Raw genomic sequence first — 25,410 nt, forward strand, 5'->3', positions numbered from 1 at the left:
TGTATAACGGCGGTCTAGCTGGCATCCGCATCCTTCACCATTGTCCGAATATAAAAGTAGCCCATAAAAGAACACAGTAAAAACATAAACACTGCCATTGCGCTGGCCGTACGCGTCTCCTGATAGCTGGAAAATACCTGCTGCATCGCAACACCCAGCACCTGCGGCGAGTTGGCACCGATCAGGAAGGGAGCCGTAAAGCTACCCATGATCCCCATAAAAATGAAGGTCACCGCAACCCACATCGTTTTGTAGGAAAGGGGTAAAATAAAGCGCCCAAACAGCTGCATCGTACTGGCTCCGGCATCTCTGGCGCTTTCGACGACAGCGTTTGGAATGCTGGCAAGTGCCGAGCTGAGCAGCATGGTTGCGAACGGAATGTTGAACCACAAATTAGCCAGCACCAACCCTTTGTAGTCATAAATAATCCTCGGAATCGTCTCAATGCCGAGCGGCAGCAAAAGACGTGCAGCCCAACCGTGATTGCCATACATGGTAATGATCGCATACGTTGCAATTACACCGGGAACAAACATCGGAATAAAATACAAGCGGCCTATCCACTTCACGACAACTCCTTTGCCGAATCTCAGATAAATCGCCAAAGCATAGCTGATGACCAGAGTAAGGGCCGTCGAGACTAACGTGACATTAATCGTATACATGATATTTCTACGCATGGCAGGTTCCGTGAACAGCCGAATATAGTTAGCTAGACCGTAGCCCGTTCCATATTGATCAATCAAGCTTTCCTTCACGGCATAGAGAATCGGAATAATAACGACGACCAGCAAAATGAGAAAAGACGGGATGACCAGGGCAAGCCCCAGCATCCCCCTTTTGGACAATGAACTCATGCTCAACCGCCCGCTACTTCACTTTGCCAGCGTTTGTAGATTTCCTGCTGAAGCTCTCCGCTGTTAAAGCTGCGGTATCCAGAAGATACACTGTTGAATTTCTCTTGCAGTTCCGTTGGCATCAGATTCCACTTAATCCCCGGATAGCCGTACATTTTATTAATAACCACCGTTTGCGCTTCAGGCGTCAGTATATAATTCAAGAATTCCTGGGTTGCTTCTTTTTTGGAGGAAAGTGAAGGAACCATCAGATAAGAGGGGCCACCTGTAAAAGCAGGGTCGATCTGTGTCAGTTTCACCGTGTCTGGAAGCAGCCCTTTAGCCAGTTGTTCGAGCGCCATATCAGACCAGGCTGGAACCATGTCTACCTCTCCACTTGCTAAAATATCAAGCGTACCTTGGTTCTTCTTAGGATAGACTCCTTTTTGGTACATTGAAGGGCCCAGTTCCTTGAGCAGTGAGAAACCTTGATCCCATTTTTTCATATTTGCCGGATCATCACTGTTCATCGCCTCTGGCGGAAGGAAATTATAGATAACCGTGTTCACAAATGAGCTGCCTGATCCACCTGTGGACGGATCATTATAGGCGAACTTGCCCGGATGCTGGCGAATCCACGTGTACAGCTCTTCGGCTGTTTTGGGAGGTGTCGCTACTTTTGCACTGTTATAGGCAAGGACAACCGAAGAAGCACGGTATGGAATGGCCTGATTGTTGACTTGCTTGAGATACGTTTCATCCACATTCTTCAAATTTGGAACCTTGGCAGCGTCCACCGTTTCCCACAGTTTTTCGCCTACCCCTTTAGTGATGTCATCCAGACTGCCTTCGTACAGGTCGATATCTGTATCGGTTTGTCCGCTTTTCTTGGCTGCGATCAGACGGTCCAGTGTAGATGCACCTCCGGTTCCTGCTGGCAAATACACCAGTTTGACCTTAACATGATCATTTTTAGCTTCAAAGTCCTTGATTAACGTTTCCCACAGCTCTTTGACGTTCAGAGACCCTCCAGTGTACAGGGAGATTTCCGTCGTTCCGGTAGCGGCTCCCGCTTTTGTAGACTTGGCTTCCCCTGTAGCCGTGGCGGCATTACCGCCGTTTCCACAGCCAGCCAACAACGATAAACTAAGTACCCCTGCCAAAATCAGACTCATATTCTTTTTCCCAAACACGTTGTTGCCTCCTTTAGATAGTTGCACAAGTTCGCAGCATCACCAGATGATGCGTTCGTGATGGACATTGATGCGATATAGAGGTTGATCGTGAATCTTCACTGTGCTGCTGGAAAAGTAACAATTTTACTGAAGCTGAATCTGATATGCTCTCCACTGCGCAGCTCGGTCGCTCGTTCACGCGGCACAAACATTTTCAGATGATGGGTACCGCTATCCAGCGAAACTTCCGCATAATGCCCGAGAATCATCACTTGTCTGATCGTTCCGGCTAGAGAACCTTTTTCTTCCGTCGTCAGAACAATATCCTCTGGCCTTACACCAACCATGGATTCACCCGTGTATTCATGCTCTTGTGCAAACGGTATTCCGCTCACAGAGACACTGCGACCTGTACTCACCCCCTTTAATAAATTGATCCGGCCAATAAAACCTGCTACAAAAAGTGACTGTGGCTTGTCATAGATCTCCTGCGGTGAAGAGAGCTGCTCAATCCGGCCCGCATTCATAACGACGATGCGGTCGGAAATGGACAGCGCCTCCTCCTGATCATGGGTGACGAACACCATCGTCATCCCCGTCTGGGTCTGGATATCGCGCAGCTCCTCTCTCATCTCCATACGTAATTTGGCATCAAGCGCGGAAAAGGGCTCGTCCAGCAGCAATACATCAGGCTTTAGCAGCAAAGCCCGAGCGAGTGCTACCCGCTGCTGCTGACCGCCCGAGAGCTGTCCCGGCGTTTTACGCTCTGCGCTCTCTAGCCGAACCAGCGCTAGCGCTTCCTTCACCTGACGGTCGATCTCTGACTTCTTCACCTTTCGAATCTTCAACCCGAAAGCCAGGTTGTCATACACGGTCATATGCGGCCACAAATTATAGCTTTGGAACACCATAGCCGTCGGACGCTTTTCGGGCGGCAGCTTGAGTACGCTTTTACCCTGAATCTGAATGTCGCCACTGTCCGGGTCCAAAAAGCCGCCAATGGAGCGAAGCACGGTTGTTTTACCACAGCCGGAAGGTCCCAGCAGTGTCACCAGCTCTCCCTTCATCACGTCAAGTGAAATGCCTTTGACTCCGTCTCCTGTCTTGAAGCGCTTGGTTAACTCTTGAATGGATAATTGAATGGGCATTAGCTTAGGCTCCTTTTTCAGGATTTTACAAACTCCTCTTTTGACCAATTACGTTATTTCACCTGAAATCCGCCTGCCAGGACATCGGCACTCACAAAACGCTTGGCTGCCAATAGCAGAATGATCGTTGGCAGAGTAAGAATGACTGAGAAAACAGCGCCTGTTGTGCTCGGATAATCAGCAATGATGGAATACATGATGACCGGCATTGTTTTATAGTCCGGCGTTCCGACAAGGAGTGTCCCCTGTGCTTCATCCAGTGAAGCAAGAAAGGTAAAAATGGAGGCGACCACAATGCCGGGCAGCGCCATAGGAAAGGTGATTTTCCAAAACACCCGAAATGGTCCGGCTCCAGCATCCCGCGCTGACTCCTCCTGTGCACGATGTACGCTGCGGAAGGCAGAGGAAGGAATCCAGGTCATATACATGAGCGTGTTTACCATATGGATAAGCACAATGCCTGCAAAGGTGTTCATCAACCCGAATTGGTAGAATAGTACGGCAATAGACACATACAAACCCATCTTTGGAAAAGCATGCGTAAGTAGGAATGAGAAAAGGAACCACTTACTGAACGGGAAAGAAATTCGTGCAAAGGCATAAGCAGCAGGAATACATACGATAATGGAGCAGACCGTAACGGTAATCGCAATCAGGAAGGATAGAGAAATCGAGCTGAGTACATCATCCTGGGTAAGTACAAACTTCCACCATTCCAGTGACAAGCTCTGCGGGAGCGGTGCAGGATACTGCCATTTTCCCGAAACCGCCAAAAGGAGAAGATTGGTCAGTGGCCCCAGGAAAAAAATGACGAAGATGATAAGCACAATGAATTCTACAATTTTGCGTGTGCCGAGTGAGCGAAGATACCAGTTCATAATTCATCCCTCTCAAGACGTCTAGACGTCCGAATCTCTTTTCTATTTGGATTATAGAGAGGGTTTGTTATCACAAATCGACAAGGAAGATAAGATTATGTAAAGGGGAAGATACCATTTAACACTTCACAGAATAAAAAAAGAGAGAGGCTACTAACAGCCTCTCTCTTTGAACGTGTATCAATAGCTATATCATTCTTGTCCTACAAATAAATCGGAAGCACCTGATTCGTTTGATCGCGATTACGCCCAACCGAGAAAATAGCGATTGGGATACCTGTCAGATCAGACACGCGTTGTACGTAATTGCGTGTAGTTTCAGGCAGCTCCTCCAGCGTTTTCACACCAGTGATGTCTTCGCTCCAACCTGGCATTTCTTCATATACCGCTTCGCATTCCGCCAGCATTTTCAGGCTAGCCGGATAATGCGTAATCACCTCGCCGCGGTACTTGTAACCTGTGCAAATTTTCACCGTTTTCAGGCCAGTCAATACGTCCAGCGAGTTCAGGGAAAGACCCGTTAACCCACTGACACGACGGGCATGACGCACAACGACGCTGTCAAACCAGCCCACACGACGAGCACGACCTGTAACCGTACCGTACTCATGACCTGTTTCACGAATGTAATCGCCGACTTCATCGTTCAGCTCAGTTGGGAAGGGTCCATCACCTACACGAGTTGTGTACGATTTAGCTACACCGATGACTTGTTGAATCTTGGATGGTCCCACACCGGAACCAATACATACGCCGCCAGCCGACGGGTTAGAGGACGTAACGTATGGATACGTACCTTGGTCGATATCGAGCATAACGCCTTGCGCACCCTCGAACAGTACCTTTTGATTTGCGTCAATCGCATCATTCAACACGACAGACGTATCGCCTACATAAGGACGGATAAATTCAGCATATTCCAGATACTGTTTCAGTATTGCTTCTACATCCAATGGCTCGCCGCCATATACTTGTTCAATCACTTGATTTTTTTCTTTCGTTTGGTGGCGCAGCTTCTTTTCGAATTCCTCTGCATCCAGCAAATCAGCAATACGAATACCGTTACGTGCAGCCTTATCCATATAAGCAGGGCCAATCCCTTTACGGGTAGTACCAATTTTGTTAGGACCTTTGCGGTCTTCTTCCAGCACATCCAGCGTCATATGGTACGGCATAATCACATGTGCACGGTCACTAATGACCAGATTTTTCGTGGAAAATCCATTATCATGAATGTAAGTAATTTCTTCAATAAGAGCGGCTGGATTTACTACCATGCCGTTGCCAATAACACACTTTTTATCTTCATAAAAAACGCCGGATGGAATCAGGCTCAGCTTGTACTTTTTACCGTCAATGAGAATCGTATGACCAGCATTGTTTCCGCCTTGGTAACGGGCTACCACTTCAGCGCTTTCCGCCAGATAGTCCGTGATTTTACCTTTGCCTTCGTCTCCCCATTGTGTTCCCACAACGACTACAGTTGACATGTTTCATTCCTCCGTGGAGTGCCCACAGACACTCTGATTTTGAGCTGACACACTACGCATATCCAACCTCAACCGCCTGAGCGAGCAGATATGGAGCGTTCTCGGACAGCAGGAAAAAACGTCCGTCGCAGACATTCCGTAGGTTCGGAAAGCCCCGGGCGTAATGATCTCCCCACTGCGTTGAAGCAGCACTATAAGTGTAACAGCACCATTTTTTAAAGTCAAATAAAAAGCGAACATTATATTACATGAAAATAGTATTGTTCGTAATTGAGAGTTTCATTCCTTATATGAAAATACGTGAATCCTATAAAAAAAACCCTTTCGAGATCGCGAAATCCGCGTCGAAAGAGCCTTTTCTAATGATACTAATATGTTATCCGGCGAACGCATCCGAATGGGCACGCTCGTAATTAGCGAATTTATTATAATTTTTGAGAAAGACCAACTCTACCGTACCGACCGGGCCGTTACGCTGCTTGGCAATGATAATCTCAATAATATTCTTCTTTTCTGTTTCCTGATTATAGTAATCATCCCGGTACAGAAACGCCACGATATCAGCATCCTGCTCGATAGAACCCGATTCCCGCAAGTCACTCATCATCGGCCGCTTGTCTTGACGCTGCTCCACACCCCGACTCAGCTGGGAGAGGGCAATTACAGGCACTTCAAGCTCACGAGCGATTTGTTTCAATGTCCGTGAAATTTCAGATACCTCCTGCTGCCGGTTCTCGCCTGCTTTACCTCGTCCGTGGATCAGCTGCAAGTAGTCAATTACGATCATACCCAGTCCCTTTTCCGCTTTAAGACGACGGCATTTGGCACGGATATCAGCCACAGTGATGCCGGGTGTATCATCGATATAGATTTCCGCCTCTGACAAGGCTGCAATGCCCATCGTCAGCTTCGCCCAATCGTCGTCACCTTTAAATTCACCTGTCCGCATGACGTTCGCGTCCAGATTGGCCTCGGCGCAAATCATCCGCTGCACGAGCTGAGCGGCCGACATCTCCAGACTGAAGATGGCTACTGTCTCTTTTGCCCGAACTGCAACGTTTTGCGCAATATTCAGAGCGAACGCTGTTTTACCTACGGATGGACGGGCGGCCACAATGATCAAGTCATTGCGCTGGAAACCCGCCGTCATCTTGTCCAAATCAACAAATCCAGACGGAATTCCGGTCGTATTGCCCTTATTCTGATGCAGCAATTCAACGCGGTCAAACACTTCCATCACGACATCGCGGATGGCAATAAAGCCACTACCTGAGCGCCCGTTGGATATCTCCATAATCTTGCGCTCAGCATCGCTCAGCATACCAGCGACATCCTCGCCACTGCTATAGCCTTCGCTCACAATCTGTGTAGCTGCACGAATCAAGCGACGAAGCATCGCTTTTTCTTCAATGATCTGGGCATAGTAATCCACGTTAGCCGCTGTTGGCACCCCGTGAGCCAGCTTCGCCAGATAACTGACACCGCCGATATCCTCTAGCTGTCCCTTGTCCTGAATTTTCGAGGTCAGCGTAACCAAGTCAATCGGCTGTCCGGATTCACCCAGCTCAATCATTGCTTCGTAAATCATCTGATGAGCCTTATCATAAAAGTCCTCGGTCTGCACCCGCTCCATTGCGGTAATCAGTGCTTCAGACTGGAGCAAAATAGACCCGATAACCGCCTGTTCAGCCTCCAGATTTTGCGGAGGAATCCGATCAAAAAATTCGCCGCCCATAATTATTCTTCTGTCACCTGTACTTTCAGCGTAGCTTTGACCTCAGGATGAAGCTTAACGGTCATTTGAGTCACGCCCAACGTACGAATCGGTTCTTCCAGCTCAATTTTGCGTTTGTCCAGCTTGATGCCAGTTTTAGCTACTGCCTCCGCGATTTGCTTGCTTGTAATCGCGCCGAACAGCCGTCCACCTTCACCAGCCTTCGCCTTGAGCTGAACCGTTGTCTCTTCCAGCTTTTTGCCGAGCGCTTGCGCCTCTTCCTTTTCCTCTTGCTTACGCTTTTCCTCCGCAGCATTCTGATTTTCCAGCGTCTTCATATTTCCTTCTGTCGCTGGACGGGCAACACCACGCGGCAACAGGAAATTCGCTGCATAACCGTCCGAAACTTCCTTAATTTGCCCCTTCTTGCCTTGGCCCTTCATATCTTTAATGAATATCACTTTCATTCAAATAACCCCTCTTCCCCATCAATTTCGGCCAGCACGTCGACCACTCTGCGCTTGGCTTCCTCCAGCGGGCAATCCAGCTGAACCGCCGCATTCGTCAGATGTCCTCCGCCGCCTAGCCGTTCCATGACGACCTGTACGTTCATGCGTCCGAGTGAACGGGCGCTGATCCCCACCAGGCCGTCAGGACGTTCACTGACCACAAAGGAGGCCAGTACATCCGTCATATTGAGTAATGAATCCGCCACCTGAGCAATCAGGAGCTGCGGTATTTTCTGTCCGGGCTCTGTCACCGCAATTGCGATATGCCCATATATCATTTTAGCATGCTTAATAATTTCCGCCTTAGCAATATATTCATCCAGGTCCTCTTTTAACATGCGCTGGATCATAACTGTATCTGCCCCGCTACGCCGTAAAAAGCCGGCTGCCTCGAATGTACGCGAGCCTGTATGCAGGGAAAAATGCTTGGTATCCACCGTAATCCCTGCCAACAGTGATGTTGCCTCCAGCGGTGTCAGTTGGACCTTCTCATGGATATATTGCAGCAGCTCGGTCACCAGCTCACAGGCCGATGACGCATAGGGCTCCAAATAGATCAGAACCGAATCGTTAATAAATTCCTCGCCCCGACGATGATGGTCGACAACCACCACCCGGCTGGCCGTCTGCACTAGACGCGGCTCAATCGTCATGGAGGCCTTATGCGTGTCCACCACGACCAGCAGACTATGCTCAGTCATTAGCTGAAGCGACTGCTCTGGCGTCAGGAGCGCTTGCGATAACTTCTCATCCTTGTTTACCTGCTCCATCATTCGGTCGATAGACGGATTGGATTTATCCAGTACGATATGTGCCTCTACATTGTAAAGTGCCGCAGCCTTCCACACACCAATGGCCGCTCCCACTGCATCCATGTCCGGTATTTTGTGTCCCATAATCAGCACACGGTCGCTCTCCTGCATCAGATCACGTAGCGCATGTGCAATGACTCGGGCACGTACCCTGGTCCGCTTCTCGACAGCATTGGACTTGCCTCCGTAGAAGGACAGGCGTTGTCCCGCCTTCACTGCTGCCTGATCGCCCCCACGTCCAAGCGCCATATCCAGACTGGATTGGGCCAGCTCGCCTAGCTCCTTGATGCTATCTGCACCGAAGGACAAGCCAATACTCAGTGTCATCGGTACTTTCAAATCCGCCGTCATTTCCCTTACGGTATCCAGAATGACGAATCGACTTTGCTCTAGCTCCTGAAGCGCTTTATGATTTAGCATAATGAGATAACGCTCAGAAGATAATCGACGTAAATAAATATTGTACTGATTAGCCCAGGATGTAATCTCGCTTGACACCTTCGCAATAAGCGCGGTGCGCTGCTGATCGTCCATCCCCTGAGCAGCCTCGTCCATATTATCGAGCATGACGATACCGAGCGCCAACCGCTCGTTTTCATACTGCTTGCGTAGCACCGCCAACTCCGTTACTTCATACAAATATATCAGACGCTCATCGGGCACAATCAGAAACTGATAATGACGCTCATCATGCTGTAGCTCCACCTTCAGCTCGCGAGCAGGCTCCTTTGTTTCCTTTTTGGTGCTTAGAGCACCTGCGAGTTGAGGAAACAAATCCTGAAGAGACTCACCAATCAGTGATTGCTCCTCGAACATCTCCCCGGCAAACCGATTGTGCCATTCTACCGTTCGATTTTCACTGTATAAAATGATGCCGAACGGCAATGCACTAATCGCTTCCCCTTCCACCCGCTTGATCCGGAAGGAAAGACCGCTGATATATTGATTCAGTTCCCGACGAAAATCCAATTCCGTCTTCAGCATCAGCCCGCCGAGCAAGAATGACAGCAGCAGTCCTATCACACCCAGTTCCCAGTTGTACATGGAAATACATATGACAAGCACCAGCAGCAGTAAAAACGCCCAGACCGTCTGATAGCCGTGCCAGCGTTTTTGTAGAAATTTAGGCATGACTGTTCACCCTATTTCTTTGATCTTGTAATAGCTTCACGCAGCGGAAAGGCCAAATCAATAATACCTATAATGCGGAGCGGCTGGAACACCAGAACGACGAGCGACAGCAGCAACGCAATCACCGGGCTCATTTTACGGCTATGCGTCCAGAAGTATACAAAACCAATCGTCTGGATAATAAAACATGCATGAATCAGCGGTAGCATACTAATGGAAACCATTTGAATCCAGCTGCTATCGGAAGACCCTGCTATCCATTCAATTACAATTGCCAGCAGATAATACCAGATCAGCGCGCGCGGTAGCCTCCACTCGCGGGCAGGCTTCATTTTGCGTACCGGTACGTCGAGACTGCTCAATGCCGGACGTGCCAAAGCATGCGTAATCACCGCCAATATGAACGAGGTCACGATCAGCACATACGGAATTTTTCCAATCAGCATTGTGCCGAGTTTCTGCGTATCCTCTGCCGTCCAATTCATGTTTGAAAACATCGGATTAGCACTCAAAACCTGCTGTACAATACTTGCCGATATCGCAGCCTGATCACGAAGGTACTGCGAAAGATCAAATCCAAAGGAATACGTAGCGATAAACAGAACAACCAACAACTCGGCTAAAATAATGCCCATTCCGGTCATCAACGCTTGAAAAGCAGGTCCTCCCTTTTTATAAATCCGTCCCATCATTATTGAAGGAATCAGAAAATAAATCGCAGGGAGCAGCGAATACACATCGAGTAGCGCTATAATTAACAGCACCGGTATGACGTGGACCAGAAATCCTTTGAAAGGCAGCGATGAAAACAATACAGCGCCAGGCACAATCAGCAAAAATACGGTAATGATTCTTAATGGTGTCAATAGAGTCAGCAGCAGAAGCAAATAAATGACGCTCCATGCTACAGTTGCCAAGCGGAATTTCAACGTTTTCACCTCTTACGCATATGTTCTTCCAGTGCGGAAATGTCCTGATACCAATCCTCCAGCTGGTGTCCTTCTTTTCTGTGCTTTCTTAGCTTGTCGATGAGTAGATCATCCAATTCACGGTAAGACACTCCAAGGCGCCTCCCCAAAATATAACTGCTCATCACCAAACTCGCCAAACAATCACCGATGCGGGCTGTACTGCCTTCCCACATCGCCTTAAACAGACGGGAGACTTGGTCAAGCACCTCTGTTTTAAGCCATTCAATAACCTTGGCTCGTTTAACTACATCCATTTCTTTAGGCATATGATGAAGAGTCACACCCCTCTGAAAAAGCTTTATTCTCCATTATAGCATATCCTATTCTGAAAATAACTGTTACCCCATAGGGTAAATCGTTATTTTCGGAGCAGCTTTTCTGCTTATTTTAGCTTGAAGTATTAAGCGATTCCCTGGATACAAATTTTTCACAATACTCAATAATCTGGCTGCGACGTACAATGCCAATAAACCGTTCCATATCATCTACGACGGGCACAAAATTCTGTACCTTAGCCAAATTAATTAAATCCTCCATGTTCGCGTCAATGGATACGGGCTTCATCGTAACCCGCAACGGAACGTCCTTAAGCATGAACTTAGAAGCGTTTTCAAAGGTGATTTTCCCCTCGGACTCTTTCATATGCCACAACAGATCACCTTCTGTAACCGTACCTGTATATCTACCTTCTTTATCCAAAATAGGAACCGCTGTAAAACGGTGATATTCCATCCGTTCCAACGTTTGCCGTAAAGTAGCATCCGCCGTTACACAAGCAACTTCCTGTTTGGGAAGCAAGAAAAAAGCGATATTCATGAGAAACGAATCCCCCTCAAAATCAAATATAAATCCATTGATTATTCACTGAATGTCCTGCTTGTCGGGAAGCCTCAGCGTCTGCGGGGTTGTATCGGAATCTAGCCAGTTGGCAATCATGAGTCTGGCATATTCAAGTTCCTGTTCATTAGCCCGGTCATAATACAGGCCCTTCTTCTTGAACCCTTCCCCCGTAATCGTAAAACTTGAAATTTGTGGATTCCCCTGCGAAATAGCTTGCTTGCCAAGCCCAGTAATAAAAGTAGGTTCCATATCGGTTTTGAAATTGGCTCCCATAATATCGAGCAGCTCCGGGATCTTGGTAATTCCATTGATATTCAACAGCTTATCCGCCATAGCGTTCAAAAATATTTGCTGCCGTTTTGTACGGTTGAAGTCACTATCTTCCCGATATCTAACATAATACATGGCTTCCTCACCATTATAAAGCGGCTTGCCCGCCTCAATACGGAACTTGATATGCAGCGGGTTCTTATTCTCAATGGGCTTGTCGATTGGAAGCACAACTCCACCTACTGCATTCACCGCCTCCTGAATACCCTGGAAATTAATCGTAGCATAATAATCGGCCTTATGCTCCATCAACTTCTCTACTGTAGCCATGGACATATCTTCGCCTCCGAACGCATAAGCATGCCCCAACTTATCAAAATCATCCTCGCCATCGCGATTCGGATCATGTCCGGCAATCTGTACGTACGTATCCCTTGGAATGGAAACCAAAAGCACACGCGATTCCGCGGGCCGTACTACTGCATACATAACCGTATCCGAACGACCACGCGCCTTTTCATTTGGCCTTTGATCCGTACCCAGTAACAGCACCGAAAAGGGTTCCTTACGGTAAGCTACTGTCTCTTGCTGCTGCTGTTCCCCGGATCGTCGCGGCTGATAGGATTTCTCCAGCTTGCTTTCCAACGTCGGTGATACAAACCAATCAAAAGCCACCAGTGTCAGCTGTTTGCGGAACAGGTAGCCTCCCACTGCAATCAAAAATAAAACAATACATGAAATATATAGAGCGGTAAACCTCTTTTTCTTTTTGGGCTTTCCACTGGTCCTTCTCTTATGTCTTCTCTCCATAACAGGTACCTTCCTTCTTTCCGTCACAAATCCCATCTCTTCATTAAACCAAATTGGTCCCACATGAAGCTGAAACTTCCCCTCAAAGCATAAAAGGTCTACTACCTTGTTGTCAAAAGTGTCATGGCGTGGTCAGCTCCTCGAATTCATACCAAAAAAGGCTTCGACCTCACGGTCAAAGCCCCAATTCATGTTTATATCCGTATCCTATGTAGCTTTCAAAGTCATTTTTCGCCTTAATGTGGAGCCAGTTTCACCAAATTTTGCAGTCTCACCGGGAAAGAAGTCGACAGGGAAAAACCATAATCGAACAACTTCCGTGTCTGCTCAAAACGCTCTTCCTTGCTCGGTGCACCCAGCACCACAGCAACTAGCCGTCTTCCATGCTGCTCAGCTGTGCCCGTGAAGCAGTATCCAGCATCGCTTGTGTACCCTGCTTTCAGTCCGTCCGTTCCTGCGTAAGAGTACGGTCCAGCCAAGGAAGGCAGCATCCAGTTCGTATTACTAATGTAGATGCCTTTATCCTTCAACTCCATCTGCGTACGGCTGGAAGTTCTCAAAATCTCCGGGTGTGACGTAATCAAATAGGAGGCCAACTTTGCCGTGTCGCTTGCTGTCATTTTCGTTTCTCCCTGAATATCCTCAGGGTGATTCGGCCCCAGTTCACTCTGACCTGCCCCAGAGGCATTGCTAAAGCGACTATCGGACGACAACCCAATTTGGGCAGCCTTTCCATTCATGCGCTTCACAAAAGCTGATTCGTTCCCTGCTGAACGCTCCGCTAACGCGACAGCGGCATCATTCGCTGAATACACAACCATACTCTGGAACAATTCGGATACGGTCATCCTTTCACCATACCGGAGGGAGAGATTTACACCGCCCACTGTACTGGCGTAACGGCTAATTCGCACTTCATCATTCCAGCCTAACCGTCCGGCCCGAATATCCTCCAGCACCAATAGCTCAGTCATGAGCTTGGACATATTTGCGGAAGGCATAGGCGTATCACCATTCACATCCATCAGCAATTCCCCAGTATGCATGTCCATCAGCACCGCAGCCTCTGCATCCACATTCGGCTTTCCGATCAACAGGCGGGGTCCAAGCGTAATAAAAATCAATATAATAAGTACCGGGACGACAATAGCCCAACGTAACCAATGTTTTTTCATCATCGTAATAACCTCCATACTTTATTAGACGATGAAAAATCCATTTTGTCTGCAATTTTTCGAAAAAAAGATACAATTTTTTTACCTTTTTTATTCCACGCCAAAATATCCGTCAATTCTGCTTTCAGGATGACGGATATTTTGCTTCCTAATTATTATATTTTAGGCAAAGTGACAGGCTACAAAATGCTGATCGCCCGCATCGCGGTATACCGGAGTCTCTGTTTTACAACGTGCTTCTGCCATAGGACAACGTGTATGAAACTTGCATCCTGAAGGCGGATTGGCCGGAGATGGGATGTCTCCTTTCAACACAATCCGTTGTCTCTTGATCGTGGGATCGGGAATCGGTACAGCCGATAGCAGCGCCTTCGTGTACGGATGAAGCGGATTACTGAACAGTTCCTCCTTGGAGGAAAGCTCTACCATTGAACCCAGATACATCACACCAATCCGGCTACACAGATGCTCGACTACACTTAGATCATGCGAGATGAACAGATAGGTCAATTGGCGTTCCTGCTGCAAATCACTTAACAAGTTAATGATCTGGGCCTGAATAGACACATCCAGAGCAGATACCGGCTCGTCAGCCACAATAAAATCAGGATTCAAAATCAAAGCCCGTGCAATCCCGATCCGCTGGCGCTGACCGCCAGAGAACTCATGCGGATACCGATCATAATGATACGAGGACAGCCCGCAAATGTTCAGCGTTTCATTGACCTTCTTCCGCAGCTCACTACGATCAATCAACCCGTGATCCAGCAACGCCTCTCCAATGGCTTCACCGACCTTAATTCTCGGATTCAGTGAGCTAAAAGGGTCCTGAAAGACGATTTGCAACTTCGGACGAAGCGCACGGATCTGCTCTTTGTTTAACGCGTGCAAGTCTTCGCCTTTATATCGTACCGATCCCTCTGTCTTATCCATCAATCTGAGAATCGTACGTCCAATCGTACTTTTGCCGCAACCCGATTCTCCTACCAGACCGAAGGATTCACCCTTATGAATGTTAAAGGATACGTCATCGACTGCTTTCACATGTCCGACAGTACGCTGAAAAATTCCGCCTGTGATCGGGAAATACTTTTTTAGCCCTTCCACTTGAATCAAAGGCTCGCTCATATCCGTTGCCCTCCTTCTTTCTCATATAGCCAGCAGGCAACCTTATGACCATTCTCCTTTTCATTCAAGGGAGGAGCCTGATCCTTGCAAATTTGCATACAATGGGAGCACCGATCATGAAAATGACAATTTTCTCCCAGCTCAATTGGGTTTGGAACCTGTCCTGGGATGGAATAGAGTCGGTCCATTTTCTGATTAATGACGGGCTTCGCCTTTAATAAGCCTTGGGTATATGGATGTTGCGGATTTTTAAACAGCTCAATGACAGGCGCCTCTTCAATGACGTTTCCAGCATACATAACAACTACATAATCAGCCATTTCTGCCACGACGCCCAAGTCGTGCGTGATGAGCATAATGGACGTTTTAAGCTTATCCTTCAAATCCCGCATTAAATCCAGAATCTGAGCCTGAATCGTAACATCCAGTGCCGTTGTCGGTTCATCCGCAATCAATAGCTTCGGATTACAGCTTAATGCGATGGCAATCATGATCCGCTGGCGCATACCGCCACTCAATTCATGAGGATAGGAATGAAATATTTCCTCTGAACGTGAAATCCCCACCAAATTAATCAGCTCAATTGCCCGAGCATGTGCTTCTTTTTTACTCATTAATGTGTGCATCAGCAATGGCTCCGTGATCTGTTCCCCAATCGTAAGCACGGGATTCAGAGAAGACATGGGTTCCTGAAAAATAATCGAGATGTCATTGCCGCGAATTTGCTGCATTTGACCTTTATTGAGTTTTAGGAGGTCCTTGCCCTCAAACCAGATTTGTCCGTCTGAGGTGTGGGGAGAATCAATCAACCGCATCATCGTCATCGCTGTTACACTCTTACCGCAGCCTGATTCTCCTACCACACAGAGCGTTTCACCCTCACGAATTTTAAAACTGACGTCATTGACCGCTTTGACAGTTCCGTTAGAGGTATGAAAGTGGGTTTTCAGGTTACGAAATTCAATCAAAGCATTTTCCATAAACGTTCGTCTCCTACTTCTTCATTTTAGGGTCCAGCGCGTCACGCAAACCGTCGCCAATCAGGTTAATCGCTACAACGGTAATGAGAATACACATTCCCGGTGGGACCCATATCCAAGGCCGTTTGCGGAAGTCAATCAGGTTATTCGCAGCTGATATCATGTTTCCCCACGAAGGTGTGGGCGGCACAACGCCAATCCCCAAGTAACTGAGCGCAGATTCTGTAATAATCGCACCCGCTACTCCAAGCGTAGCCGTAACAATAATGGTAGGAATCGTGTTCGGCAGCAAATGTCGGAATATTTTGCGGCGGTCTCTCAAACCTAGCGCTTCCGTCGCCTGCATAAACTCCTGTTCACGCAGCGTGAGAATCTGCCCTCTGACCAGACGGGACAAGCTCGTCCAGCTCAGAATCCCGATAATGAGCATCAGAAAATAAATGCGATTCGACGGATCGACCTTCAAATCCGACAGAACAGCACCTAAAATAATAAGCAGCGGTAATGTAGGGAGTGCCATGAAAATATCGGCAATCCGCATAATAACCGTATCCACGCCTTTACGATAAAATCCCGCCAACGCACCCAACGTCGCTCCGATCATGACCGAAATAAACGTGGCAACTAGCCCCACCGTCAAGGAAATACGGCCGGCCAGCATCGTACGCAGCAAAATATCTCTACCAAACTTATCCGTCCCAAGCCAGTACTTAGCATTAGGCGATAAATTTTTGTCAGCTAGCTTGTAATCATCTAAATGATAAGGTGAAATCATCGGTCCAAATATACAAATGGTAACCATCAGAATTAATATAACGAGACCAGCCAAAGCCAGACGGTTTTGGTTAAAACGGCGAACGGCGATTCTCCATGGAGACGCTTCAGGACGGATCGCCGCCTTTTGATTCGTTTCAATCGTGACTGTTTCTGCGGACAATAGTATCCCTCCTACTTCAAGCGAATTCTTGGATCTGCCATGCCATACAATACATCAGAGAGCAAATTACCGATAAGCGTAAGTACCGCTAGGAAAATCGTGAAGCCCAACATAAACGGATAATCTCGCATACTGATCGACTCCAGATAGACCTGACCCACACCCGGCCACACAAATACCTTCTCCAGAATCATCGCTCCACCAAATAAGGCCGGAAGCTCGAAGCCGAGTAGTGTGATGGCTGGAATCAGTGCATTGCGCAGTGCGTGCTTGAAAATAACCGTACGTTCCTTCAGGCCTTTGGCGCGTGCGGTACGAATGTAATCCTGACGAATGACCTCCAACATGCCTGTACGGAAATACCGGGTCAGACTTCCTGTGCTCAGCATCGTAAGTACGAGTGTCGGCAGGAACATATGCTTGAGAACATCCACCATATAAGCCCATGAGCCTGGCTCCATCCCTGCTGTGGTCATGCCCCCAACCGGGAGAATCCCCCACTCCAGGGCAAATATTTTGATGACCAATAGACCAATAAAAAATGAAGGCAGCGACATACATAAGAAAATGAATAATGTGACAAACTTATCGAATAACGAATATTGGAACTTGGCTGAAAATACCCCTGCAATAACCGCAATCAACCAGCTAAAAATAAGACTAAAAAAAGCGATAATAAATGAGTTCCATACATAATTGCCAATGACCTTCGTTACCGGCTGCTTATGCTGTAATGAATCCCCCATATTCCCCTTTAACATATTACCGGCCCATATAAAATAGCGTTGGTATTCCGGTTTATCCAGCCCGTAGATATGTCGTAGCTGCTGCGCCTTTTCGGCCGTCATATTCGGGTTCTGCTTGGCTGTAATATAATCACCCGGCACCATGGCTGAAATCGCAAATACGATAATGGATATGCCAATAAGTGTGGGGATGAGTTGCAGCAGTCTTCGAATAATGTACTGCTTCATATTCATTCCTCCAGACGAATAAAGTGATATGCCCAGCTCGTGAGAGCTGAGCATACGATTGGCAACCCTTATTGAGCGATCTGAGCGTTATGCAGAGTGAACTCAAAATCTTTGTATGGTGTAATTTCCAAGCCGGTTACACGTCCATTAACTGGCCACATATCTCTGCGTTGGTACATAAAAATAGTTGGCAGGTCTTTGTTTAGCTCCTGGTAGAGCTGTTTGTAAATCTGTTTGCGTTTCTCTTGATCCAGCTCATGCTTACCAGCAAGCGTTAGTTCATCGACCTTCTTATTGGAATAGCCGATATCATTTTGTGCACCATTCGTAATAAAAGTCGTTGTATCCGGGTCTGGAGTTAAGCCCCAAGCCGCGAAGAACATATCAAACTTGCCTGTGTCCTTTTTATCCATAATGGCGTTAAAATCTAAAGTTTCGGAAGTCAGCTTGATGCCTAGCTCCTTATAGTTATTGGACATGATCGGTAGCAAGGCCTCTACTACTGGATTATCAGCAGTCGCAGAGAAGTTAATGGTCAGCTTTTCGCCGTCCTTTTCACGGATTCCGTCAGTACCAACCTTCCAGCCTGCCTCATCCAGCAAAGCCTTCGCCTTAGCTGTATCAAATTCATATTTGTTGATACCTTCATCCGTATAAGACCAAGATTCTGTAGATTGTGGAATGTTAATAACATTCGCATATGGACCATATACACCCTGCACAATCTCCTTGCGGTTTAAGCCAATCGTTAGAGCCTGACGTACTTTAGGGTCCTGAAATTTCTTTTCCTTGTGATTAAACGCTATATATCCATAGCCATTTGTCGGCATAATATTCACGTCCAAGAAGCCTAGAGCCTTTAATTCCTCTACATTGTCTTCCGTAACTGTGATGTTGTCCATGTCCGTTTCGCCTGTTTGCAGCATAGACAGGTTCGTTTCTTCTGTTGTTGTTTTGAAAATAACCGATTTCACCTTAGGTGCGCCTTTAAAGTAGTTTGGATTCGCATCCAATACGACTTGTTGACCTGGGGAGAAGCTCTTCAGTACATACTGACCAGAGCCGATCGGCTTATTATTAAGCGCCTTGATGCTGTCCAGGCTACCTTTTTTAAATCCTTTTCCGTAATAAGCTTCTGGCATGAAGTATTGCTCACCCAGAAAATCCTTTGTATAGGCTGTTGCTTCTGTAACGGTGACCTCTACTGTATTATCATCAATGACCTTGATCCCCGAGATATCATTTGCTTTGCCATCGTGATATTCTTTACCGCCTTTAATTTTAAAAGACAATACATCGGTTTCTCCATCATAATTCGGATCATGCAGCACTTTGAGTACAAAAGCATAATCCTTCACGGTTACTGGAGTGCCGTCACTATACTTCACACCTGGTTTCAGATGGAATGTGTATTTTAGACCATCCGGCGATACATCAACCTTTTCAGCCAAACTATTTTCATATGTACCATCCGCCTTCACCTGTAAGAAGGAATCAAATACTGTTCTGACTACATATAAATCGTAAGTCGTTTGCCAGAATAGCGGGTTGAATACCCCTTTTGGTGATGTCATACCTACTACAATATTATCTTTCCGATTAGTCGCTCCCGAAGGGTTTTGCGACAGATCAGTTGCTTTAATAACGCCCTCCGTAACAGGTGCACTTGCTTCATTTCCCTCTGTTTTATTGCCCGCATTGCCTTGCTGTGGCTGTGCCTCATTGGCACCTCCGCTACATCCTGCAAACAGAACACCAACGATCGTAAGCATCATAAGCAAAGAAACCCATTTCTTCGTCTGCATCATCCTGTTAATCCCCCTTAGTCGGTTCTTTATTTAACAGCCTGTCTCATTCCTGCGGTGATTCGTTAAAGCTTGAGGTTTGAAAATGAAGTTTGCACATCCTCCTTACTGTCTTTAATAGCGTAAACACGTGTTTTAGACCTCTGGTCAATTTTGTGCATTAACAACCATTACATTTTTATTAAGGTTTATCTTAAGTGTAAAATAATATCACGTCAATATCTTTTTTTATGTAATATAAAAATGCAAAATATCTATTTATGTAAACTTTATGAATTTTACTTGTGGAAAATGACAAAAAATAAGATTACATGTAATATAAAATAACATTCCAGAAGGCCGAAATGTTTACTCTGGCGAGTTGAGGAGCTTGTAATTTCACAAGCCATTAAAAGGTATACTATAGTTTATGGGTAAACATGGATTGTATTATTAGTAAGTTACAATAGATGGCACTTGTTGTCAATATAAAAGATCACAAAAAAAGACATTCCCGGAATCGGGAATGTCTCTTTTTTCCACCCACTACTATTCAGTAGTGTAAGGAAGCAATGCGATTTGACGGGAACGTTTAACAGCGATTGTCAACATACGTTGATATTTCGCGCTTGTTCCAGTCACACGACGAGGAAGAATTTTTCCACGTTCGCTGATGAATTTTTTAAGCAGGTCTGTATCTTTATAGTCAATGTGAGTAATTTTGTTCACAGTGAAGAAACATACTTTACGACGTTTGTTGCGACCACCACGACGAGCTGGTCTTTTGTTATCGTCTCCGCCTTCTCTTTGTCTGAAGCCCATTCTTTGTCAGTCCTTTCCCAATTAAAATGGTAAATCATCATCCGAAATATCGATCGGTTTTCCGTCATCGGAAAAAGGATCCTGATTGTTTCGCGAGTTATTATTCCCGCGTCCACTATTGCTGTTACCGCCTCCGAAAGGAGACTCCTCACGCGCAGCTCCACCGCTATTGCCGCCACCGTTACCGCCATCGCGGTTAGATTCCAAGAAACGCACATTATCAGCTACAATTTCAGTCACGTATACACGTTTTCCTTCATTGTTCTCATAATTACGCACCTGAACACGGCCTTCAACAGCCGTTAAACGACCTTTGCGAAGATAGTTAGCGCATGTTTCAGCAAGCTGACGCCAGGTTACGATCGGCAAGAAATCCGCTTCCCGTTCGCCGCCTTGACTCGTAAACGGACGGTCTACAGCCAGGGTGAACTGGGTTACTGCTACACCAGACGGTGTATAGCGCAGCTCTGGATCTTTGGTCAAACGACCGATCAAAATGACACGGTTCAACAATCCAATCCCCTCCTTTGAGCGTTGTTCATTACATAATCACGTACAATAATTAAGCTACGTCGTTCGTAATGAGATAACGAATTACTTCGTCAGAAATTTTCATGATACGCTCAAGCTCAGTAACAACAGCAGGTTCTGCTGTGAAGTTTACCAGAACAAAAGAACCATCACGGAATTTCTTGATCTCATACGCAAGACGGCGTTTAGTTACATCGTGACTCGTAATTTCGCCACCGCCGTTAGAGATGATACCTTGGAATTTATCGACTGTCGCTTGAACAGCTTCTTGTTCAATGTCAGGACGAATAATATACATCGCTTCATATTTGCGCATTCTTTACACCTCCTTATGGACATAAGGCCCTCAATCTCAGTTGAGAGCAAGGAACGAGCCTAAGCTCGCACTAAAACAGTTTACCAAATTGAGCAACTGAATGCAACCTACAAATTCAATACACAAGCCTAACACTGCATATCATTAGCTTTATACAATTTTATAGAACATCAAAAATTTCGCATATATAAAGGAAATCATTTGATTCACTCACTATCTGTATACCTTCATTTCGCATGTTTCTGTTCAAGACAGCGCACAATAACCGTTGCAGTTCAAATTCATTTATCTAAGGAGGCACCACTGTATGGGTGAAAAGACTGAGTTCGAACCAGGGGATAAGGTCCCAAACGACGGCGTATACATGGAGGTCGGAGAAAAGAGCTTCCATACTGAAATCCAAAACCCACAGCAAGTAACGCTTGAAAGAGGCGATTCTTTTCCCGAGACCGCCAACCATAATCGCAAATGGAAGAAAAAAACGAAAGCTCGTGTCCACTAATGTATATTTCCTCGGAATCCTGGCCATATTATGATTAGGCGATACAACAGAGAGGTGTGGTTCCGTTGGATGACGTAGCCGGACAAACTGTTAGGAGATCCATTCCGGGCATTAGAAGCGTTAGGTTTGTGTAAAAGGACACTGTCTTTTCAACACGGTATTGCTTGTCAGTACACCGAGTTTCATGATGTGATTGGACAGATCGTATCCTGTTAAAAATGTATCGCCTACGATGGAGGACCTTTGTGGTCCTCCTTTGTTGCATTATCGGACTTTTTGCATATCCTGGTAAAATGCAGATTAATTCAGCTCCTTCTGCTAGAATATATCCAAGTACAAAGACCTACTATCTACGGAGGTTTAAAGATGAGCTATTCTCGAATATTAAAGTGGATATCAGGTATATTCGAATTGGTGCTTGCCGTACCGATTGTGGGGGGAGCTATTGTCATGGGGACCGGCTACTCGGCTCTGGGATTTATGCTTGTCCTACACGCAGTAACACTTATCCTGTCGTTACGCAATCAGGAAGCGATCTACGGCTCCGTATGGGGAGTACTCACTTCTTTGCTGGCCTGGATACCCTTTGTAGGCTGGGTTCTCCATTTGATTGCAGCGATCCTTCTGATGATCTCTGGCTCAAAAAAAACAAAACGCTATCATTACCCGCCTAACCAGCTATAACAAAAAAGTGCTCCTAACGGCAATGTTTCTCTGCTGTCAGGAGCATTTTTTTGCTATAACGCCTTATTCATTCCCCAATAGATTTGTAATCGTTTCTTCCATCTTACCCTCATGGTTTATCTTAGTGCCTTTCACTTTATCACAGTCTGTTGACCTTTTATACCACAAACAAAAAATCCCCTACGTCACAGACGTAAGAGATTGGTTTATTTAATGAAGTTAGTGGCGGAAAGAGTGGGAGTCGAACCCACGCACGCCTTGCGACGCCTAACTGATTTCGAGTCAGCCCCCTTAGACCTCTTGGGTACCTTTCCGCAGCAAGGATAATTATATCATCATTGCAACTGTGACGCAAGCTGATTCTGGTTCATCGCCATTCATCTTTCTTGGCTCAATTTGCTTCTGTGTTTTGCTCGTCGGCATTAGCCTTTGATCGCAGCACTTTCTTCATATTCTTTTCGAACTTGGCACGCGGAATCAGCACACTATGCTGGCAACCGACACATTTGATTCGAATATCCATCCCCATGCGGATAATTTCCATTTCATTCGTTCCACACGGATGAGGCTTCTTCATCTGTACAATGTCCCCTAGTTCAAATGACTTACGCTCCACCCTTCTCTCCCCCTTTTCTTCCTTGTTCATCTTCTTTTTCTAGGGTTATCGCTGTCTCCAAAGCGGCTTGACGATGTTCCTCATCCTCTAGGGCCTTCTTGATGTTATTCTGAATATCACGCTCTACCACGGCCCCTGTATTCGGCATACATTCTGCCACAACACGCACAATATACTCTGAGGTAGTCATGGACTGAACCCCTAACACATCCGGTATATTAAGTATTTGTACATTGGACTCTTCAATGCCGTGGATTGCCTGTTTTACCAAACCTACCGCTTCCTCCAGGCTACGCTCTGCCTTCATTGGCACATCCACTACCGCTAACGCGTTGGACATAGAGAAGTTCGTTACCGTTGTAATTGAGCCGTTTGGTAAAATGTACACCTCACCCTTCCAGCTCACCAGTCTGGTTGTACGCAGCCCGATCATTTCCACTGTACCCTTGAAAGTACCTGTCTGAATGACATCTCCTACGGCAAATTGATCTTCAAAAATAATAAAGAATCCGGTAATTACATCCTTAACCAAACTCTGTGCCCCAAAACCAACAGCCAATCCAAGCACTCCAGCTCCAGCAATCAGAGGGCCGAGATTAATACCCATTTGCGATAGCACCAGCATAATCAAAATGAAATTAAATACAATATTGGTTACATTTTTCAGCAGTTCCCCAACAGTCGTTAAGCGTCTTGTATTCAATCGGAACCTGCCGTTATCTCCTTTTTGTTGCATCGACTTATCTATAATTTTATTAATAACTCGAATAAAGATACGTGTGATGATAAAAATAATCCCAATTTTCAAAATCACAAACAAAAAGGTTGACCACATCGTACTATCAGTGAGCCATTTCCATACAGCATCCTTCCATTGAATCGCATCTTTCACTACGTCATCCGTACCTACATTACCGGCCAACCAATGTATTAAGGTCATGCTGTACTCCTCCTTAAACAAGGGAACTACTCTTCCTGCTTCCCGAATTCTATTTTCTACTATATAAGCTTATCTACTGACTTTAAACATATGGCTATGAATAATCTACTTCCTTCGAGTATAAAAGCACAAGTTTATCCATATACTAGCTACTATCTTGAGCATAAATGTTACCCGCAGGCTAATTGTTATTCTCCAAGGTACAGCGAGCGTAACCCGCACACTCCATTACAGAGCGAAAGGAAGATTCCATGACTCATCCATCTGACTTTATTCCGGGGCAAGAACCCCTAAGCCTAAAAATATCACACACAGACCCCGGGATCCAATCAGCCATCATCCATCGTCTGCTGTTCCATCTGCACCAGGCGCCGAGTCTGCAAAATATCGTCATTATTTGCATCGGCACCGACCGTTCCACTGGAGATTGCCTGGGTCCGCTCGTAGGTACGCATTTAGCACGCTACAAAAGCCCTCTGTTTAACCTATACGGTACATTAGAAGAGCCTGTACATGCCATGAACCTGCAAACGACGCTGAACGGCATACAAGACCGGTATGAACAGCCTTATATCATTGGTATAGATGCATGTCTTGGACAAACCTCCAGTGTTGGATGCATTCAGGTTTCAGAAGGCCCTCTCAAGCCGGGAGCAGGTGTAAATAAAGAATTACCGCCGGTCGGCGATATCCATTTGACTGGTATCGTTAACGTCGGCGGCTTCATGGAATACTTCGTGCTACAAAATACAAGACTAAATTTGGTAATGAAATTATCAGATATCATTGCTGGTAGCCTATACTCCGCGATTAAGGAGTGGCATTACCGTTCTGTCCTGCTTGCTGCGCAAGAGTAACGGCTTCTTTTTCTTCAGGTGATAAGGAATAGGTGGATTGTCCCGCTTCTAGAGGCTTGGCATACACATATGAACCATCTCGGTTATAAATGCCGGTTAATACCATACCATCCTGATTGTCGTCTACAATAGCCAGAGAGAAGCTTAAATCACTTCCTCTCTCACCAAAGGCATTATAGCGTTTAATGCCTATATGTCCCTTCAAGCCAGTCAGTTTGCTGCGTAGTGATTTCATACTTGCACGATGGGTTTCCTGCTCATCCTCAATCGAATCCATCTGTACCTTCAAATCAATCAGCAGCGTTTCCAAATTCTCGACACCGCTGCCTGCCATCATGGTTTCATACTTTCGCCGCATCTTCTTCAGCTTTGCACCCTGCACGATAATAACAATCAACAGGATGAGCAAAATAAGCACGATCCCTGCAACGATTCCGGCAAGCTGTTCCATGATTAGTCCATTCAATTCAGCCATATGCTTGCTTCTACTCCTCTACCTCAAAAATCATGTACCTGCATACTTATATTTTATACGTTTGAGAACAGCGAAACAAATAACACAAGGCTATTAGTTTATCCA

At 46.2% G+C, this 25,410-nt stretch carries 27 protein-coding genes and 1 tRNA gene; 3 read left to right on the forward strand and 25 right to left on the reverse strand.

Annotated elements, in window-relative coordinates:
- Positions 1–14: 14 nt before the first annotated feature.
- The 21 genes from AOU00_RS12600 to rpsF all read right to left on the reverse strand — a co-directional run bounded on the left by AOU00_RS12600 (position 15) and on the right by rpsF (position 21,231).
- Entirely contained in the window at positions 15–857 is an 843-nt protein-coding gene (locus AOU00_RS12600) for an ABC transporter permease (RefSeq protein WP_069290739.1), read from the reverse strand.
- A 2-nt stretch (positions 858–859) separates the two neighbouring features.
- Positions 860–2,029 carry an extracellular solute-binding protein gene (locus tag AOU00_RS12605; RefSeq protein WP_039272103.1) on the reverse strand — a complete coding sequence of 390 codons (1,170 nt, stop codon included), beginning with the start codon at positions 2,027–2,029 and terminating at the stop codon, positions 860–862.
- Positions 2,030–2,127: 98 nt separating this feature from the next.
- Entirely contained in the window at positions 2,128–3,159 is a 1,032-nt protein-coding gene (locus AOU00_RS12610) for an ABC transporter ATP-binding protein (RefSeq protein WP_061830435.1), read from the reverse strand.
- Positions 3,160–3,212: 53 nt separating this feature from the next.
- Complete coding sequence (locus tag AOU00_RS12615; RefSeq protein ID WP_039272106.1) at positions 3,213–4,037, reverse strand: ABC transporter permease; 825 nt, start codon at positions 4,035–4,037, stop codon at positions 3,213–3,215.
- Positions 4,038–4,240: 203 nt separating this feature from the next.
- Positions 4,241–5,527 carry an adenylosuccinate synthase gene (locus AOU00_RS12620; protein WP_029518946.1) on the reverse strand — a complete coding sequence of 429 codons (1,287 nt, stop codon included), beginning with the start codon at positions 5,525–5,527 and terminating at the stop codon, positions 4,241–4,243.
- A gap of 376 nt (positions 5,528–5,903) precedes the next feature.
- On the reverse strand, positions 5,904–7,262 hold the full coding sequence (gene dnaB, locus AOU00_RS12625; RefSeq protein ID WP_013373892.1) for a replicative DNA helicase: 1,359 nt from the start codon (positions 7,260–7,262) through the stop codon (positions 5,904–5,906).
- Between the two features lie 2 nt (positions 7,263–7,264).
- Positions 7,265–7,708, reverse strand: a complete 444-nt coding sequence (rplI, locus tag AOU00_RS12630; protein ID WP_013312788.1) for a 50S ribosomal protein L9 — start codon at positions 7,706–7,708, stop codon at positions 7,265–7,267.
- Entirely contained in the window at positions 7,705–9,693 is a 1,989-nt protein-coding gene (locus tag AOU00_RS12635; RefSeq protein WP_069290740.1) for a DHH family phosphoesterase, read from the reverse strand. Before AOU00_RS12635 ends, rplI begins: the two co-directional genes overlap by 4 nt.
- An 11-nt stretch (positions 9,694–9,704) precedes the next feature.
- Complete coding sequence (locus tag AOU00_RS12640; protein WP_039272110.1) at positions 9,705–10,622, reverse strand: DUF2232 domain-containing protein; 918 nt, start codon at positions 10,620–10,622, stop codon at positions 9,705–9,707.
- 5 nt (positions 10,623–10,627) lie between these two features.
- Positions 10,628–10,930 (reverse strand): MazG-like family protein, encoded by a 303-nt coding sequence (locus tag AOU00_RS12645; protein ID WP_013312791.1) that lies wholly within the window; start codon positions 10,928–10,930, stop codon positions 10,628–10,630.
- Between the two features lie 121 nt (positions 10,931–11,051).
- A complete protein-coding gene (locus AOU00_RS12650; RefSeq protein WP_013312792.1) occupies positions 11,052–11,480 on the reverse strand; it encodes a CBS domain-containing protein in 429 nt (142 codons plus the stop codon).
- Between the two features lie 45 nt (positions 11,481–11,525).
- The gene (locus AOU00_RS12655) at positions 11,526–12,584 is read right to left on the reverse strand and encodes an LCP family protein (RefSeq protein WP_069290741.1); all 1,059 of its coding nucleotides are present in this window, start codon (positions 12,582–12,584) and stop codon (positions 11,526–11,528) included.
- A 236-nt stretch (positions 12,585–12,820) separates the two neighbouring features.
- Positions 12,821–13,762 carry a D-alanyl-D-alanine carboxypeptidase family protein gene (locus AOU00_RS12660; protein ID WP_061830438.1) on the reverse strand — a complete coding sequence of 314 codons (942 nt, stop codon included), beginning with the start codon at positions 13,760–13,762 and terminating at the stop codon, positions 12,821–12,823.
- A gap of 159 nt (positions 13,763–13,921) precedes the next feature.
- Positions 13,922–14,887 (reverse strand): ABC transporter ATP-binding protein, encoded by a 966-nt coding sequence (locus tag AOU00_RS12665; protein WP_039272116.1) that lies wholly within the window; start codon positions 14,885–14,887, stop codon positions 13,922–13,924.
- Positions 14,884–15,867, reverse strand: a complete 984-nt coding sequence (locus AOU00_RS12670; protein WP_023991142.1) for an ABC transporter ATP-binding protein — start codon at positions 15,865–15,867, stop codon at positions 14,884–14,886. The genes AOU00_RS12665 and AOU00_RS12670 overlap by 4 nt, the downstream gene beginning before the upstream one ends.
- A 13-nt stretch (positions 15,868–15,880) precedes the next feature.
- Positions 15,881–16,804, reverse strand: coding sequence for an oligopeptide ABC transporter permease (gene opp4C / locus AOU00_RS12675; protein WP_061830439.1), 924 nt, complete (start codon positions 16,802–16,804; stop codon positions 15,881–15,883).
- Positions 16,805–16,815: 11 nt separating this feature from the next.
- Positions 16,816–17,778: an ABC transporter permease gene (locus AOU00_RS12680; RefSeq protein ID WP_061830440.1), complete on the reverse strand. Its 963-nt coding sequence runs from the start codon at positions 17,776–17,778 to the stop codon at positions 16,816–16,818.
- A 68-nt stretch (positions 17,779–17,846) separates the two neighbouring features.
- Positions 17,847–19,586 (reverse strand): ABC transporter substrate-binding protein, encoded by a 1,740-nt coding sequence (locus tag AOU00_RS12685; protein ID WP_061830441.1) that lies wholly within the window; start codon positions 19,584–19,586, stop codon positions 17,847–17,849.
- A gap of 525 nt (positions 19,587–20,111) precedes the next feature.
- Complete coding sequence (gene rpsR / locus AOU00_RS12690) at positions 20,112–20,384, reverse strand: 30S ribosomal protein S18 (protein WP_013312800.1); 273 nt, start codon at positions 20,382–20,384, stop codon at positions 20,112–20,114.
- Between the two features lie 21 nt (positions 20,385–20,405).
- Positions 20,406–20,897 carry a single-stranded DNA-binding protein gene (gene ssb / locus AOU00_RS12695; RefSeq protein WP_013312801.1) on the reverse strand — a complete coding sequence of 164 codons (492 nt, stop codon included), beginning with the start codon at positions 20,895–20,897 and terminating at the stop codon, positions 20,406–20,408.
- Between the two features lie 49 nt (positions 20,898–20,946).
- Positions 20,947–21,231: a 30S ribosomal protein S6 gene (gene rpsF / locus AOU00_RS12700; RefSeq protein WP_013312802.1), complete on the reverse strand. Its 285-nt coding sequence runs from the start codon at positions 21,229–21,231 to the stop codon at positions 20,947–20,949.
- A 307-nt stretch (positions 21,232–21,538) separates the two neighbouring features.
- Between rpsF and AOU00_RS12705 the strand changes: the two genes are divergently transcribed.
- Positions 21,539–21,733, forward strand: coding sequence for a YjzC family protein (locus AOU00_RS12705; RefSeq protein ID WP_013312803.1), 195 nt, complete (start codon positions 21,539–21,541; stop codon positions 21,731–21,733).
- A gap of 366 nt (positions 21,734–22,099) precedes the next feature.
- Complete coding sequence (locus AOU00_RS12710; RefSeq protein WP_061830442.1) at positions 22,100–22,417, forward strand: hypothetical protein; 318 nt, start codon at positions 22,100–22,102, stop codon at positions 22,415–22,417.
- 223 nt (positions 22,418–22,640) lie between these two features.
- On the opposite strand, the gene AOU00_RS12715 is transcribed toward AOU00_RS12710, so the two are convergent.
- The 3 genes from AOU00_RS12715 to AOU00_RS12725 form a co-directional block, all read right to left on the reverse strand.
- Positions 22,641–22,731: transfer RNA gene (locus AOU00_RS12715), tRNA-Ser, on the reverse strand.
- Positions 22,732–22,808: 77 nt separating this feature from the next.
- Positions 22,809–23,033 (reverse strand): DUF951 domain-containing protein, encoded by a 225-nt coding sequence (locus AOU00_RS12720; RefSeq protein ID WP_025723137.1) that lies wholly within the window; start codon positions 23,031–23,033, stop codon positions 22,809–22,811.
- On the reverse strand, positions 23,023–23,973 hold the full coding sequence (locus AOU00_RS12725; RefSeq protein ID WP_061830443.1) for a mechanosensitive ion channel family protein: 951 nt from the start codon (positions 23,971–23,973) through the stop codon (positions 23,023–23,025). The genes AOU00_RS12720 and AOU00_RS12725 overlap by 11 nt, the downstream gene beginning before the upstream one ends.
- Before the next feature lie 251 nt (positions 23,974–24,224).
- On the opposite strand from AOU00_RS12725, the gene yyaC reads away from it, so the two are divergent.
- Positions 24,225–24,830 (forward strand): spore protease YyaC, encoded by a 606-nt coding sequence (gene yyaC, locus AOU00_RS12730; protein ID WP_051717975.1) that lies wholly within the window; start codon positions 24,225–24,227, stop codon positions 24,828–24,830.
- Here the strand turns inward: yyaC and AOU00_RS12735 are convergent.
- Positions 24,784–25,305, reverse strand: a complete 522-nt coding sequence (locus AOU00_RS12735; RefSeq protein WP_061830444.1) for a DUF4446 family protein — start codon at positions 25,303–25,305, stop codon at positions 24,784–24,786. The genes yyaC and AOU00_RS12735 overlap by 47 nt on opposite strands.
- Between the last annotated feature and the right edge of the window lie 105 nt (positions 25,306–25,410).

The organism is Paenibacillus polymyxa (genome assembly GCF_001719045.1).
Lineage (GTDB): Bacteria > Bacillota > Bacilli > Paenibacillales > Paenibacillaceae > Paenibacillus > Paenibacillus polymyxa_B.

What these genes read in the sequence shown, in the direction of transcription:
- AOU00_RS12670 (WP_023991142.1), bottom strand. Translation starts at nt 15,867, where the DNA reads ATGGAAAATGCTTTGATTGAATTTCGTAACCTGAAAACCCACTTTCAT.
- AOU00_RS12620 (WP_029518946.1), bottom strand. Translation starts at nt 5,527, where the DNA reads ATGTCAACTGTAGTCGTTGTGGGAACACAATGGGGAGACGAAGGCAAA.
- AOU00_RS12610 (WP_061830435.1), bottom strand. Translation starts at nt 3,159, where the DNA reads ATGCCCATTCAATTATCCATTCAAGAGTTAACCAAGCGCTTCAAGACA.
- rplI (WP_013312788.1), bottom strand. Translation starts at nt 7,708, where the DNA reads ATGAAAGTGATATTCATTAAAGATATGAAGGGCCAAGGCAAGAAGGGG.
- AOU00_RS12660 (WP_061830438.1), bottom strand. Translation starts at nt 13,762, where the DNA reads ATGATGAAAAAACATTGGTTACGTTGGGCTATTGTCGTCCCGGTACTT.
- AOU00_RS12655 (WP_069290741.1), bottom strand. Translation starts at nt 12,584, where the DNA reads ATGGAGAGAAGACATAAGAGAAGGACCAGTGGAAAGCCCAAAAAGAAA.
- AOU00_RS12685 (WP_061830441.1), bottom strand. Translation starts at nt 19,586, where the DNA reads ATGATGCAGACGAAGAAATGGGTTTCTTTGCTTATGATGCTTACGATC.
- AOU00_RS12725 (WP_061830443.1), bottom strand. Translation starts at nt 23,973, where the DNA reads ATGACCTTAATACATTGGTTGGCCGGTAATGTAGGTACGGATGACGTA.
- AOU00_RS12645 (WP_013312791.1), bottom strand. Translation starts at nt 10,930, where the DNA reads ATGCCTAAAGAAATGGATGTAGTTAAACGAGCCAAGGTTATTGAATGG.
- dnaB (WP_013373892.1), bottom strand. Translation starts at nt 7,262, where the DNA reads ATGGGCGGCGAATTTTTTGATCGGATTCCTCCGCAAAATCTGGAGGCT.
- AOU00_RS12665 (WP_039272116.1), bottom strand. Translation starts at nt 14,887, where the DNA reads ATGAGCGAGCCTTTGATTCAAGTGGAAGGGCTAAAAAAGTATTTCCCG.
- rpsR (WP_013312800.1), bottom strand. Translation starts at nt 20,384, where the DNA reads ATGGGCTTCAGACAAAGAGAAGGCGGAGACGATAACAAAAGACCAGCT.
- AOU00_RS12650 (WP_013312792.1), bottom strand. Translation starts at nt 11,480, where the DNA reads ATGAATATCGCTTTTTTCTTGCTTCCCAAACAGGAAGTTGCTTGTGTA.
- AOU00_RS12635 (WP_069290740.1), bottom strand. Translation starts at nt 9,693, where the DNA reads ATGCCTAAATTTCTACAAAAACGCTGGCACGGCTATCAGACGGTCTGG.
- AOU00_RS12680 (WP_061830440.1), bottom strand. Translation starts at nt 17,778, where the DNA reads ATGAAGCAGTACATTATTCGAAGACTGCTGCAACTCATCCCCACACTT.
- rpsF (WP_013312802.1), bottom strand. Translation starts at nt 21,231, where the DNA reads ATGCGCAAATATGAAGCGATGTATATTATTCGTCCTGACATTGAACAA.
- AOU00_RS12615 (WP_039272106.1), bottom strand. Translation starts at nt 4,037, where the DNA reads ATGAACTGGTATCTTCGCTCACTCGGCACACGCAAAATTGTAGAATTC.
- AOU00_RS12600 (WP_069290739.1), bottom strand. Translation starts at nt 857, where the DNA reads ATGAGTTCATTGTCCAAAAGGGGGATGCTGGGGCTTGCCCTGGTCATC.
- AOU00_RS12710 (WP_061830442.1), top strand. Translation starts at nt 22,100, where the DNA reads ATGAGCTATTCTCGAATATTAAAGTGGATATCAGGTATATTCGAATTG.
- AOU00_RS12705 (WP_013312803.1), top strand. Translation starts at nt 21,539, where the DNA reads ATGGGTGAAAAGACTGAGTTCGAACCAGGGGATAAGGTCCCAAACGAC.
- yyaC (WP_051717975.1), top strand. Translation starts at nt 24,225, where the DNA reads ATGACTCATCCATCTGACTTTATTCCGGGGCAAGAACCCCTAAGCCTA.
- AOU00_RS12735 (WP_061830444.1), bottom strand. Translation starts at nt 25,305, where the DNA reads ATGGCTGAATTGAATGGACTAATCATGGAACAGCTTGCCGGAATCGTT.